12 protein-coding genes and 2 pseudogenes are annotated in these 13793 nt (G+C 45.9%); 6 read left to right on the forward strand and 8 right to left on the reverse strand.

All coding sequences use genetic code 11. The features are described from left to right. Positions 1-180: 180 nt before the first annotated feature. Positions 181-441 carry a hypothetical protein gene (locus DN730_RS18860; protein WP_115469673.1) on the reverse strand — a complete coding sequence of 87 codons (261 nt, stop codon included), beginning with the start codon at positions 439-441 and terminating at the stop codon, positions 181-183. 277 nt (positions 442-718) lie between these two features. Here DN730_RS18860 and DN730_RS18865 point away from each other — a divergent pair, with 277 nt between their 5' ends. After that, complete coding sequence (locus tag DN730_RS18865) at positions 719-1756, forward strand: IS5 family transposase (RefSeq protein WP_115469674.1); 1038 nt, start codon at positions 719-721, stop codon at positions 1754-1756. A 157-nt stretch (positions 1757-1913) separates the two neighbouring features. On the opposite strand, the pseudogene DN730_RS18870 reads toward DN730_RS18865, so the two are convergent. Next, a pseudogene (locus DN730_RS18870) lies at positions 1914-2356 on the reverse strand (transposase); the annotation flags it as partial. Between the two features lie 385 nt (positions 2357-2741). Here DN730_RS18870 and DN730_RS18875 point away from each other — a divergent pair. Genes DN730_RS18875 through DN730_RS18885 form a run of 3 tightly spaced genes read left to right on the forward strand, consistent with a single transcriptional unit; the run spans position 2742 to position 6606 of the window. Then, positions 2742-3737: a TAXI family TRAP transporter solute-binding subunit gene (locus tag DN730_RS18875; RefSeq protein ID WP_115469675.1), complete on the forward strand. Its 996-nt coding sequence runs from the start codon at positions 2742-2744 to the stop codon at positions 3735-3737. A gap of 36 nt (positions 3738-3773) precedes the next feature. After that, positions 3774-5681, forward strand: a complete 1908-nt coding sequence (locus DN730_RS18880) for a TRAP transporter permease (protein ID WP_115469676.1) — start codon at positions 3774-3776, stop codon at positions 5679-5681. A gap of 52 nt (positions 5682-5733) precedes the next feature. Continuing rightward, entirely contained in the window at positions 5734-6606 is an 873-nt protein-coding gene (locus DN730_RS18885) for an EamA family transporter (protein ID WP_115469677.1), read from the forward strand. Between the two features lie 29 nt (positions 6607-6635). Here the strand turns inward: DN730_RS18885 and DN730_RS18890 are convergent, their stop codons facing one another. Continuing rightward, on the reverse strand, positions 6636-7376 hold the full coding sequence (locus tag DN730_RS18890; RefSeq protein ID WP_115469678.1) for a class II aldolase/adducin family protein: 741 nt from the start codon (positions 7374-7376) through the stop codon (positions 6636-6638). 109 nt (positions 7377-7485) lie between these two features. Here DN730_RS18890 and DN730_RS18895 point away from each other — a divergent pair, with 109 nt between their 5' ends. After that, positions 7486-7866, forward strand: a complete 381-nt coding sequence (locus DN730_RS18895) for a group II truncated hemoglobin (RefSeq protein ID WP_115469679.1) — start codon at positions 7486-7488, stop codon at positions 7864-7866. Between the two features lie 116 nt (positions 7867-7982). Here the strand turns inward: DN730_RS18895 and DN730_RS18900 are convergent, their stop codons facing one another. From DN730_RS18900 to DN730_RS18915, 4 genes are all read right to left on the reverse strand, one after another. Continuing rightward, positions 7983-8567, reverse strand: coding sequence for a putative antibiotic biosynthesis monooxygenase (locus DN730_RS18900; protein ID WP_115469680.1), 585 nt, complete (start codon positions 8565-8567; stop codon positions 7983-7985). 105 nt (positions 8568-8672) lie between these two features. Further along, on the reverse strand, positions 8673-9659 hold the full coding sequence (locus DN730_RS18905) for an ABC transporter substrate-binding protein (RefSeq protein WP_115469681.1): 987 nt from the start codon (positions 9657-9659) through the stop codon (positions 8673-8675). Between the two features lie 3 nt (positions 9660-9662). Next, positions 9663-10826 carry a Gfo/Idh/MocA family protein gene (locus DN730_RS18910; RefSeq protein WP_211313905.1) on the reverse strand — a complete coding sequence of 388 codons (1164 nt, stop codon included), beginning with the start codon at positions 10824-10826 and terminating at the stop codon, positions 9663-9665. Further along, positions 10810-11739, reverse strand: coding sequence for a PDR/VanB family oxidoreductase (locus DN730_RS18915; protein WP_115469683.1), 930 nt, complete (start codon positions 11737-11739; stop codon positions 10810-10812). The genes DN730_RS18910 and DN730_RS18915 overlap by 17 nt, the downstream gene beginning before the upstream one ends. Before the next feature lie 323 nt (positions 11740-12062). Here DN730_RS18915 and DN730_RS18920 point away from each other — a divergent pair, with 323 nt between their 5' ends. Further along, positions 12063-13343 (forward strand): Rieske 2Fe-2S domain-containing protein, encoded by a 1281-nt coding sequence (locus DN730_RS18920; protein WP_115469684.1) that lies wholly within the window; start codon positions 12063-12065, stop codon positions 13341-13343. A 122-nt stretch (positions 13344-13465) separates the two neighbouring features. Here the strand turns inward: DN730_RS18920 and DN730_RS18925 are convergent. Beyond that, positions 13466-13765 (reverse strand): annotated as a pseudogene (locus DN730_RS18925) (IS5/IS1182 family transposase); the annotation flags it as partial. Positions 13766-13793: the final 28 nt, after the last annotated feature.

Consider the following 13793-nt stretch of genomic DNA (forward strand, 5'->3'; position numbering starts at 1 on the left):
TGTACAGCGACATTATAGTTTGATATGAAAATGACGCTTTAGATGGCCTGAGTAAAGTAAAGTTTGATATTTTTTAACTCTACCTTACCCACTCCCCTTGACATTAAAGTTTGATATTTTTATACCCTCATCTCATCTTCGAGTAAACAGGAGTTTGAACTAAGGATCAATAGCACTCTTTCAGATTATTACTGCTTTGAGCTCTGCTCTTTTATAAAAGATGCAAAGCACCAATCCCATAGCAGGTGCCACAGCACCAGTTAATACTACCGCAGATGGCCAAAGCTCTAAATAGATAACAAATCCACCTAACGCCTTACCAATAGAATTACCGAGTTTAAAAGCTGCAATGTTCATCAATGAGGCTAAGGAACATGCGATTAAGTGGATAACATGAGATAATCTAGCCGACTTCAATCTACTATGACTCTTACTCATCATAAACCAGCTCCCTTCACCGATACCGAATTTACCAGCAAACGCAGCCCCCCCCGTAAAGAACTTCCCCTTGGTTGGCCGGACGGATGAACTGAGCCCATGGCAGCTGCTTGAAGATCAAGTTGAACCTTTCTACCCATAAGCTGGCAATGGTCGGCACCCATATCCTCTCGCTACCATGCTACGCATTCACTTTAGGGCACCTAGAAAAACCTCGCTCACAGCACCGGTAACCCTGTGATAGTATCGAGCAACCACTAACACCCGATAGTTCAGTACCATGAAGAAGCGTAGCGCGATTAAAAACGACCTCTTTGCCAGCGAACATCACCGTGAAAAGATCGACCGGATCGGCGATCCTTTGGCCGAGATCGAGCAGTACATCAATTTTTCTGCACTGGCCGCTGAAGTTGACTCTATCGCGCCTCGCGTTGACAGCACTCAGGGCGGGCGACCGCCGTACCCCACTGAAACCATGGTCCGCATCCTGGTACTTAAGCGCCTCTACAACCTGTCGGATGAACAGATGGAGTACCAGCTACTGGACCGTATGAGCTATCAACGCTTCTGCGGGCTGACCCAAGCGATTAACATTCCGGATCGCACCACGATTTGGCACTTTGAAAATCGCATCGGCGAAGCCGGTGCTCAGGCCTTGTTCGACGGTGTGTCGGCACAACTGTTCAAGCAGGGCTTCATCGCCCGTGGTGGCCAGATCATTGATGCCACCCTGGTGCCGGCGCCCAAGCAGCATAACCGACGCAGTGCCAAAGAGCTGCTGGATCAAAAAGCCATGCCAGCCGACTGGAAGCCCGCCAAACGACGGCAAAAGGATACCGATGCCAGCTGGACGAAGAAGCACGGGGAAAGCCATTTTGGCTACAAACTCTCAATCAACGTCGATGCCAAGTACAAGGTGATCCGGCGTTTTCAATGTGACACCGCCAAAGTGCATGACAGCCAGCACTTCGAGGCTGTTCTTGATCGGTACAACACCAGTCAGGACGTCTATGCCAATCGCGGTTACCCATCGACCGAGCGGGAAGCCTGGCTGAAAGAGCACGGCTACCGCAACCATATTCAGCGCAAAGGCCACCGCCATAAACCGTTATCGGAGTGCCAGCAACGTCGCAATAAGCGGATCGCCAAAACCCGTGCCCGCGTCGAGCATGTGTTCGCCAGCATCGATCAGATGGGGGGCAAGTTGATCCGCACAGTGGGCCAGGCGAGGGCCAACTTTGCGATGACAATGATGGCCGCCTGCTACAACCTGAAGCGGTTGGTGTACTTCCAGCGGGCCGGGATTAAGGCATTTTGAGTCGTTGGTGACGGCTCAATGTGCCTGATGGGCACACTGAGAGACGACCGCAGCCGGTGCCACTGACCCCGAGACTGGTATGATATCAAGTCGAAAACAGCTGTTCCGGGCAGTTTAGCTGTTCAGGCGACGAGCAACAGGTTTTTTCGAGGCGCCCAATAGTCGCGTCAACGATGGTGTCTTCTTTAAAGTAAATCCCCGAATCTGATAGCCATTTGTGGACTTCTTTAAAGAGCTTACGTCCAAGCTTATGCTTTTCCAGTAAATGCCTAAAATTCATAATGGTGGTGTGATCAGGTATTGCGCCTTCTAAAGATAACCCAGCCAACAGCCGCATCGAGGTAATCTCGTAAAGCGCGTCCTCCATGGCTGGGGCTCTGGAATGCCAGCACAGCCATGTTGTACAAGTTCTGCATAAAATGAATACGCAACATGGTAGACAAAGGATAGGGGCGACGACCATTGCCTGCTTTTTTCAATTTGGTCTTCAAGCTGCTGCCAAGGAATCAACTCGTCCATTCTACCAAGGAAGAGTTCTTTGCGAGTTTTGCGGCGTTTGCTGATAAATTCGGTGTCGGCGAAGGAAAGCTGGTTCATGATCGGCTGGAGTCGTAGTCAGATTAAGTCGGGAAGATTGTCTCATGTTACCGACTTAATCGCATGTTCCCTAATCAACACAAATAATTCGATGGCGAATTATTTGTGTTGACCTGAATCAGATTTATATCTACCCTTATAAAAATTAGCCACCTAACTTTAAGTTGATGAAGTCTGACTTAATAGTTGCATCAGCTAGGTGGTTAGTCTGTAAGTGCATCACATGTGAGCTAGAGAATGTGTGTAATGCATAGATAATAACGTAGGAGGTCTAGAGGAAGGGAGATATATTTATTGGCTGTCGTGTAATCCGGCAGCTGAAGACAATACACATAACGCTTTACATAGTTGGTTGACTACCAATATCAAAAATAAGAGGAATTTAACTATGTTATCAAGTTTGAAAAAGTGTCTTGCAGTTTCGTTAACGGCAGCTGCATTGCTTCAAATGCCAACTGTACAGGCTGAGTCATATGAAATGACTATTGCAGGTGCGTCTCCGGGAGGGCTGTGGAGCTTATTAGGCGCTGGTTTAGATTCAAGCGTCAGAGCTGCATATCCTGATTCAAAAATAACTTATCAAACCTCTGGTGGTGGTATTGCCAACATTGGTCAGCTAGACCGGAATCAAGCGGATCTAGCCATTGTTCACGATGCAGAATTGCTATTGGCTAAAAAAGGGGAATTACCGTTTCTCGAACCGATAGATTCCATTCGTGTTCTTTCCTATTTGTATACCTGGGCTCCGATGCAGGCGCTTGTACGTAACAGCTTTGCAGAAGAGTATGGCATTCATACCTTTGAAGATATCGCTAAAGTTAAACCACCGATCACAATTGCTATCAACAAGCGTGGTAACATCGCATCAAATGTAGCCGTTGAAATGCTGAATGCAATCGGTGTTACTGAAAAGGATATCGAAAGCTGGGGTGGTAAAGTTATCTATGCGGCTTCAGGTGAACAGGTGTCTTTGATTACGGATCGCCGAGCAGATCTGATGATCAACTCGCTCTTCGTACGCCACAGTTCTATTCAACAGGCAGCTAACAGTGTCGAATTAACCTTGCTAAGCATGGATCCTGCAACCGTTGAAGCGGTGAACAAGGTAAGTGGAACGATTCCTTTTGTTATTCCTGAAGGGACCTATGAATGGTCACCAGGAAAGGTCGACACCCCGTCCTTGGGTGCAACCCTCGCTGTAAGAGCTGATATGGATGATCAGAAAGCTTACAACCTAACAAAGGCCATCTATGAAAATTACCAGCAAATCGCTGGCGTACATCCAGCCATGAAAGCGTTAACTCCTGAGGTTATGGCCTCTGTCACTGTGGTTCCATACCACCCAGGTGCGTTGAAGTATCTGGAAGAAGCAGGCTTACGTTAAGCTAATAAAGTTATAAAAGTTATAAGAGCTAGTTAAATGTCGAATATACTTTCATCAATGTTAGAGACCGGTACTAAACGTCAGTTGAGTCCCGGGCTTGCCCGAATACTCCAATCAATCGCAGCACTAATAGCGTTAGGAGTGATCTACACAACTACTATCGTCTACGTCGATCTCTTTGCGATGACGATCGTCTTTTTGTCATCAATGCTAGCTCTTCTATTTTTACTGTATACGGCTGGACCTTGGGGGCGTACTAATTCTCCAAGTTTAATCGACTGGGCGCTTTCGCTTAGCAGTGTAGCGGCCGGTGTTTACTTTCTAGTAGAAAGTTCTCGAATCGTAGAACGGATTACGTTGTTATTTCCTCTGGAAATCCCCGACCTTATTGCGGGCTCGGCACTATTTTTCCTGACAATAGAAGCCACGCGAAGAACAGTCGGATTTGGCCTAACCAGCGTAGTAACGATTTTTGTACTCTACAATCTCTTTGGGCATGGTTTGCCCGCGGGACTTGGTTTTCGTGAGGTGGGATACAATCACTTCCTTGATATCATGATGTTCACCAGTGATGGCCTGTTTGGCGTACCACTTCGTGTAGCAGCAACTTATGCTTTTCTATTTGTTCTCTTTGGTACCTTCTTATCCCGAGCTGGTGGTGCAGATTTCTTCTTTGATCTTGCATCAGCTGTAGCGGGAAGACGTGTAGGCGGTCCAGCAAAAATCGCTGTTATCTCTTCAGGTCTCTATGGAACGATGTCAGGTAGTCCGACATCGGACGTTGTTACGACGGGCTCTATCACGATTCCAATGATGCAGCGTTTGGGATACGGGAAGTCATTGTCTGGAAGTGTTGAGGTTGCAGCCTCGGCTGGTGGTAGTTTGCTACCCCCCGTTATGGGGTCAGCAGCCTTCATTATGGCTGAATATACGGGTATCGAGTACCGTGATATCGCTATCGCGGGCATTGTTCCAGCACTACTTTACTACGTGTGCGTTTATACACAGATTCATTTGCGATCTGAAAAAATGGGCCTTAAAGGTCTGGAGGAAAACGAAGTTTCGACTGTAAAAGTGGCAATGTCGAACGGCGGATTGTTCATTATTCCCCTACTGGTCCTTTCAGTCGCTCTTGTTATGGGATATTCGCCAACTTATGTTGCAGCTTTTGCCTCTTTAAGTGTCATTGCTGTTGCTGCGATAAAACCTTCGACTCGCATGGGACTAAAATCCATTTGGGAAGCACTCGGTGAAACGACCCTTAGAATGGTTTCGGTAACAGCTGCTTGTGCAGCTGCTGGTCTCGTTATTGGTGGTATTTCAATGACTGGACTCGGTGGTAAATTTGCAGACCTAGTGTTCATGCTTGCGGGTAATAGCAGTATCTTGGTTCTGATTATCTCTGCATTGTTGGCGATTATACTAGGTATGGGGATGCCAACACCCTCGGCATTTATACTCGCGGCAGTATTGGTAGGGCCGACCTTAAGTTCGCTTGATTTCTCTGCGATGCAGTCGAACATGTTCATCCTTTACTTCGCGGTGCTTTCCGCTATGACCCCGCCGGTGGCTGTAGCTGCATTTGCTGCTTCAGCTATTGCTGATGCGAAACCGCTAGGAATAGCTGTTGGAGCGGTAAAGCTTGCGATTACTGCATTCGTTGTTCCATTCGCCTTTATGTATGGAGAAGGGTTGCTGCTTGAAGGGCCGATAACGGGGATAATCCTGAACTGCCTGACTGCTACCCTAGGCGTTATCGTGCTAAGTGCAGGTATAGAGGGATACTGGAAAGCACCACTATCAGGCATCGCGCAGGCTATGTTGTTGGTGGCTGGCTTGATGTTCTTAGCACCTAGTATCATCGCATTGGGCATTGCTATCGCTTTGGTGGTGGCTGCCGTCCTGGTCACACCTCATCTGAGGTCTCGAGCCAAAATAGCGTAGTCCTCAGAGGGATTGGTCTCTAACCGGACATACTTTAAAGCGAGGCAACATAGTGGAAGTGATTTATGCATTATTGTCTTCCATTATGTTTGCGGCTACATTTTTACTTGTAAAAATAGGTCGTGAAAGTGCCTCGCACCTTTCTGTTTTATGGATCACGCTTACCATCAATGTCGTTGTACTCGGTTTATCTACTTTATTTATAGATATTCCTAAATCTCTTACTCTTCTTGATCTTAAGTTTTTTATTATTTCGGGTATGTTTGCGCCATTACTTGGCCGGCTATTCCAGTTCGTTGGTATGTCTAAGTTAGGGGCGAATACAACGACAGCCTTAACTCTGACCCATCCGTTGGTAACGGTATTTATAGGATTGGTATTTCTAGGTGAGTCCGGAAATGTTGTTCAATTACTTGGTGCATTTTTAATAATCACTGGATCATTGTTGATTGCTATATTTTCAGGATCAAATGGGAATATAAGAATTTCGAGTGGTTATCAAATATTTCTAATATATCCTCTGCTGGCATCATTAACCTATGGGATATCTATAGCCCTTAGAAAGGTGGGGATCGACCAACTTAATTCGCCTGTACTTGCTAGTGCGGTGACAGTTTCTGCCTCGTGGATTATCTTGAGCCTATATGTTTTGGTTACTAGATGTAAAATTTCATGTAGTGGTCGAGAGTTTACTTATTTTTTTTACGCAGGAATACTTTCAAGTATAGGGCCTATTTTTCTTTATCTATCTTTGGCAATTGGAAACCTGCTTTTAATTGCTCCATTAGCTGCTACTACTCCGTTATTTGTACTAGTGGGAACATGGCTTTATTCAAAGAACAATGAGAAATTTGGATATCAGATAATCGTTGGAACATTCGGTATATTTATTGGAGTGACACTGCTAACTCTATTTAAAAATTAGCAGTGTGCTTGGTTTGAAGTTGATCGCTCTCAAACTTCTGGCAGCCAAGACTTCTGAGCCTTTATCGCTCGTGTTTTCCATAGATTCCATGGGCGGTCTACTTGCCCTTCGTTGGTTACTTGAGTCGCGTGAGCTTCTCCCTCAGAGAGGAATTCGATCGGTCCGAGTCTGGATGCTTCAATCTGTAATCGAGCATTCACCTCGACATAAACCGCTCTATAAACTGCTTGTTTTAGGCTGGGAGCAACGACTGTAGAGCCATGGCCCCTCATCAGTACTAACGTATTTTCTCCAAGAGATTGGGTTAATGAAGAACCCAGTTCCTGGCTGGTAATCAACATGTTGGTTTCATCACCCGCAACATCTCGTATTTCAAATATAGGAACGTGTGTACCCATAAATCCACTCATGTGGCACATAGGTTTTAAGGGGGCAGATTTTACAACGCTGAACGGTACAACCGAGTGAGAATGACTATGAACGATCGCTTCGACATCATCTCGCTCCCGATAAATTTCGCTGTGAATATAACGTTCTAGATAGACCTTTCTGGGATCGTTGTTTACAACTTCACCATCAAGGTCAAACTCGAGTATATCTTCCTTGGTAACAAGCCCTGGGGCCATATTTCGAGCTAAGAAAAAATGACCTCTGTTATAAGGATTTCTTACGCTTACGTGGCCGAAAGCATCCAGTACACCTTCATTGAATAGAATTAAATTAGCAGTTACTAAATCGTCTATTAGGCTTTCTAATATTGTATTATGCATGGATATTCCTTTTCATTTTGTTATTTGTTTTAGGGTTGAAAGTAATAATTTATTATATATAATTAGCTATCTAAGAAGTTGATTCTACACTTCATGAAAAGGAAAATAAATGACGAGTTATGAGTCTCCTTATCAGGCTTTGAAAGAATCAGGGATTCGAGATTTAGTTAATGAGTTTTACAGAATCATGGATGCCTCGCCAAACTATTCAGAGCTGAGAGCTATGCATTCAGCTGATCTGAGTGGTATTTCTGAAAAGTTAGGTGACTATTTAGTTGGTTGGATGGGCGGTCCACAAATTTATTTAGAAAAATATGGGTCGGTATGCATGACAGGGCCGCATAAAGCTTTTTCTATTGGTCCTAAAGAAAGGGACGCTTGGGTCTCGTGCATGTATGAAGCTATGGATTCGTTAGCACTTAGTGACGATGTAAAAGAGATGCTAAAGAATCCGATATACCGCCTCGCTGATGCTGTAAAGAACAGGTAATATCATTTCTAAATATGGCTTGTTTTAACTACTAGGTTCCTCGAGGAGCTGCTTTGTTGCAGCTTTTCTTTCGCAGATATTCTATATCTGCTTTTTTTTGAACGAGAAAATTTTATCTATCTAGAGACTAGCCATTTTTGTAATTTCTTGGTGAGCCAGGGCGCGATTAGAGCCGTTGTTATCCCAGTAAGAATTGTGGCGACTAACAACAGACCGATAGGTTCGGGTACTTTCGACGTAATCGGCTTTAGTAGATAGATTAATACGATAAGGGCCGGGTAAACAGCGACTAAGCTAACAATCCATCGTTTCCAAAGGCGTGGAGGCTTTGGGGGGATTGGTAGGTTAACAACAGGCTCAAACCAAATATTTGAGCCATAGGCTTGTTGTCTGTCTACGTCGAGTACGGATAGTGTTTCAATAGGGTCAAGTACGGTCTTCCTGTCCGGAGAAAGCTTCCAGGCTTCTAAATCATCTTTACTTCTAAACCTCGCGATACAAAATATATCGATGCCTTGCCCATCATCTCGACGAACTATGTCGATAGACTCAAATCCGTCATGATCTTCTAATAGAAGATTCAATTTAGCAAGATGCGATGCAAACCTATCAACGTCTGAATAATTGATACGCAGAGAAACTAAATAGGATGCTGAATGGACGGTATTGTGCCCTGCATCGAGTAAGTTATCATCGTTCATGTGTTGAATGTCTCTGTATCGGAGTAATGGTTCAATATTGGGTAAAAAAACCAGCGAGGAGTGACCTGGCTGGTTTGCTTCTATACCGTTTGTAACTAAAGATATCTACAGAGAATAGACCTCGGTAGTTGCTGGGTGGAACAGTTCATCTACAGAAAGATGTCTTGAACTCAGCCCCTGTTCGTAGTGGTTGCGCAGGAAGTATTCTAGCGTTTTGACGTTCGGTGCGACTCCGTATGACCAAAGATCCTTGGACATTTGTTGCGTTACGCCCAAAACATCTTCGACAAATGGCATTGTCACTTTGGTTGCTGAAGTATCTGATAGGGCATCAAGCGCCATTGTTTTAGCTTCAGTGAAGGCCTTGAGTAGAGCGCCGGGTAACCAGGGGTGCTGCTCAGCTAGGCTACGACGCACACCTAGAACGTGCATGATTGGGAACAACCCGGTGTCTTGATGCCATTGGCGTGCAGCAGAAAAACCATCTTGCCATAGGCGACGGATCTGAGGGTGGCCTTCGTGGAAACAACGTGGCCATCTAGGGCCGATGAAACCATCAATTTCCCCGTCGATTAGCATCTGGTTTAGGGTAGCGCCTTCTGGAGCGTTCTCGATAGTTACGTTGTCTGGTAGATCAAGTTTGATCTTTTCAGGACGTCCTGGCTTGTCCATTCCCCCGCGTACCCAGGTAATCTGATCAGGAGTCACACCTGCATCTGCAAGAATAGCTCTAACCCATACGTTTGCTGTCAGTTGGTATTCCGCGATGCCGATGCGGCGACCTTTGAGATCTTGAGGTGTTTCTATTCCTCTATCCGCACGAATATAAACAGAGGAGTGGCGGAATGCGCGGCTAAGGAAAACAGGAATTGCGATGTATGGAGGATTCTCTCGAGTCAACGAAACGCAATATGAACTCAACGATATTTCTGAAATATCGCTGGTTTCGTGGCGAAATGCGTTGAAGAACATCTCTTCTGGTGATTGAAGAAAAGTGATCGGATCGACACCGTCGATCTGTACTCGTCCATCATGAATAGGGCGAGTTCGATCATAATCACCCATTGCTAGGGAAAGTTGGAGCTTAGACATTTTTTATCCTTCTTGGTAATTAAGTGTGACTGTGTCACCCGTTTCGCTACTGGTAAGTAGTGCATGACAGATTTCGAGTGAAGCTCGGCCCCATTTGCCATCCTGCAATGGAGTCGTTTGTTCACGAACTGCGGCATAAAGTGTGTCAAATACTTCTGCTCGGGCGGTTCTAAAAGGTGCGGGGTAGAATTCGGGTCCATTCGTATCGGTAATTTCTACTCCGTTCGGCGTCAGGCGCAGGTCTCCGCGGTCGCCGAATACGAAAACCTGACCAAAGTGCTCGTGAGTTTGAGCCTGAGGGCAGGTTTCGAGGGATGAGAAACCACGTGATGACTTAAACTCCGATTCGTCCTGGACGGATTCCAGTATTTTGCGGGCGCTCTTGAATTCATCTGACTTGGGTATGCCTAATTCAGCAGTGTTCTCCATTAGCCGGTCGCCATCAAAATGAGCGTAACCTGAGTACGTCAGGCTGGCATAGACACCTTCGCTGAAATCAATCAGCATGCTGTAGGCGCCCTCGGTCGGTCGGTCAGCATCCCAGGCTCCACCCGTTCTGGCGGTAACACGCTGAGCGGGGACAGCAGCGAGTCGGCGGACGAGATCGATTTGATGGACGGCTTGGCTAAACACTACACCTCCACCTAAGTCTGTAGAAAGCTCTGCCGCTGTTCTTGGGCGATATAAAAAATCGGTTGCATAGAGCGCATGTATCATCCTTACGCGCCCTATCTTACCTTCCGCGATTAAAGCTTCAGCGAGCTTAACCGGACCATCAAAGCTGTGGCTAGGGCCAACAATGATCTGTACTCCCGCCTTTTTTGCCGCTTCAATTAGCGATGACGCATCTTCTAATGAGACAGTCATCGGCTTTTCGATAAGGACGGATTTGCCGGCGTTTATAGCAGCTAAAGCATGCTCTTTATGTAATCCATGAGGCGTGGATACATAGACCGCTTCCACGTCTGGGTCTGTTACTAGGTCGCGAACATCGGCATAGGTCTTTGCACCAAAAGTCGTTTCAAATGACCTCCTATGCTCGGAGTTTGGCTCCGCGCCAGCGACTAAGTTAACACCTGGGTGTGCATGAATAGCGGGGGCTGATAGCGCAAAGGCTCTCCCTAATCCCGCTACGCCTAGGCGTATTGGATTAGATATCGAGGACAAGGCGATCACCTTTTGCTCGGGATACACACAGCATAATAGTGTCGGATTTCTCGTCATCCATTAAAGCTAAGTCACGGTGATCCACTTCACCTTCCGTATATTTGCATTTACAGGTGCCACAAGTCCCGGTTTCACAGGAGCTGGAAAAATCGTGTCCATTAGCGCGCAGAGCTTCCAGAATAGTGTGATCCGCGGGAACAGTTATCGTTTCACCTGATTTAGCGAGTTCGACGGTGAATTCGGTATCGCCATCTCGAATGATTTCTACGGGCATGAACTCTTCAAAATGCACTCGGCCATCAGGCCAATGGCCCGTACCGCCTTTCACTTCTTCCATTAGAGACGTTGGCCCACAGCAATAGATATGCTCCTGCGTTGGCGTCATCAGCAGATCCCAAAAATCGAAAGCGTTTGAACTATCGCCTTCGCTATAGTGGATAGTGATTGCATCTCCGCAAAGCTCCTGAAGCTCATCAGCGTACGCTGCTTTTTCATAGCTGCGAGCTAAATAAACAACTCGGAATTTTCTACCTTCTGCTTTTAGTCTTTGTGCCATAGAGTAAATCGGTGTGATACCAATACCGCCACCGATTAACAAAGCATCGTGCTTCGGACCGAGAGGAAACTCATTATCAGACGTTTCTACATCCAGAACCGTCGATACTGTTGCCTGTTCATGCATCGACTTTGAACCACCACGAGAATTGGGCTCTTTTTTGATCGCAACGGTGTACGCGCTTAAGTTGTCACCAGAGTAAACCAACGAATAATAACGATGAGCCCCAGAGGGAGTGGTGATAGAGATGTGTGAGCCAGGCTCTGCTGGTGGCAACTGTTGCCCATCAACAGGGGTCAGGGTGAATTCTTCAATTTCTGGCGTGAGTGTGCGCCGAGCAGTTACGTGCAGTTTCATTGTTCTTCTCTCTAGGTATCACTACATATTGATTTGGTGTCATCAATCCTTAAATAGGGATGTTCGTGACTTGGATCAATATTAGCAATCTAATTATTTATCGTCAATAAAAATTAGATTGCTAATTATGTTGACTGTGCAAAATTAGATATCTATTATTTGTTCCGTTGAGGTAATCGAACATGAGACTGATTTTCTGTTAACGCCTCCTCGACATGTTTTGTCGACTCGTCAAATAGAAACTTGGTTACAAATTTGGCTTACAAGCAGTGACGTAGGGTGCTTGTAGCTATACGAAATAAAATAAAATGGAGAAAGGCACAATGCTTACACCACAAGAAAATGAATTGTTAACTCATGTTATGCCAACCGACCCGATGGGTAAGCTTATGCGCCAGCATTGGACGCCGGTTTGTTTGCTCGAAGAAGTTAAAGAGTGCGATGGCACTCCAGCACTGGTTGAAGCATTAGGTTCTCGTTATGTTGCATTCCGCGATACTGAAGGTCGAGTGGGGTTGTTGGATGAGCTTTGCCCACACCGCTTGGCTTCCTTGGTGATGGGTCGTAATGAAGATTGTGGTATCCGCTGCCTGTATCACGGCTGGAAGTTTGATGTGGAAGGTAACGCTGTAGCAATGGCTTCAGAGCCACCGGAAGCAGAGAAATCAATGTGCTCTAAAGTAAAGCACAAAGCTTATAAAACAGTTGAGTGGGGTGGTTTCCTTTGGGCTTGGTTGGGAGAAGGTGATGCGCCGGAATTTAAAAAGCCAGCATTTGCACCTAATGAAGATGTGCAAGTCTCTATCCTCAAAATTCGCCTACCATGTAACTGGGCTCAAGTTCTAGAAGGTCAGATTGACTCAGCTCATTCTTCATCATTGCACTCTTCGGACATGGTTCCTGCAAAAGTTGAAAGTGCGGCTGCGGATGATCAAGGTTGGTACCGTCCATCAACTGATAAGTCCCCGCGTATGCAGTCTGCGAAAACTGATTATGGATTCCATTACGCTGCGATTCGTCGTCCTATCGCGAATGCTGCAACCCACGACTACATTCGTATCACTCAGTATGTCGCACCTTACTACGCGCTGATTCCGCCTAACACTTCATACAACGTCGCAGCAGTCATCGTTCCGATCGACAATGAAAACTGTAACTTCCACTTTATTGCCTGGGGTAACCCTGAAACTACGCCAGATACGACTGCTTGGCGTGAGTTTGCTCGTGCGGTACCGGGAGTAGATGTTGATCCAATCACTTGGGCCACGGTCGGTAATATGGAAAACCGTTTCCGTCAGGATCGTGTAAAAATGAAGGAAGGTGATTTTACTGGTATCGCGGGTATTCCAAACCAAGACATCGCGATGTGGGTATCGATGGGTAAGATTGTTAACCGTACCGATGATATTCTTGGTTCTTCTGATTTAGCGATTGTGGAATTCCGTCGCACTATGGTAGAAGCTGCTCAGAAAGTTGCTGATGGTGAACCTGCTATCGGTAGTGCACCATCAATTCTTCAATCGTCAATCGCTTCTTTCCAAGGAGTTGTACCAAAAGAATCGGATTGGCGCGAACTTTGGAAAGAAAACGTAGTGGCTGGATAAATACTAAATAGTCGACCCTGGATAATGGCGTTTTTAGTCTAAAGCGCCATTTCATTTTCTAACCTTCGCGGCAATAAGGCTTGTATCAATCTCACCCCGCTATAAATGCCACACTTGATCAAGGCAAAATTAAGCCACTTCAGCAGCTTACGAAGGTTTTGGCCACAGGCGCTTAGGATCACGTTAATCGCATCGCCCAGTATTCCTTTGAGGAAGCATCGTCTGAGTTTTCCGTCTGATTTGAGATGCCCGATGATGGGCTCTACGCTATTTCTTCACCCCATCCAGTTCTTCTCTTTCTTGGGGACTCCGCGTTTTTGACCTGCAATCAAGACTTTAATATCTTCCACACCTGGCCCTTTATATCCTCGGTCAACAAAACAGATTTCAGGTTTTCGCCCAATCAAGGTTTCTACTTGTTGCTGTTATTTTTCGGGGGGATTACCGTTG

The organism is Marinomonas piezotolerans (genome assembly GCF_003362755.1).
GTDB lineage: Bacteria > Pseudomonadota > Gammaproteobacteria > Pseudomonadales > Marinomonadaceae > Marinomonas > Marinomonas piezotolerans.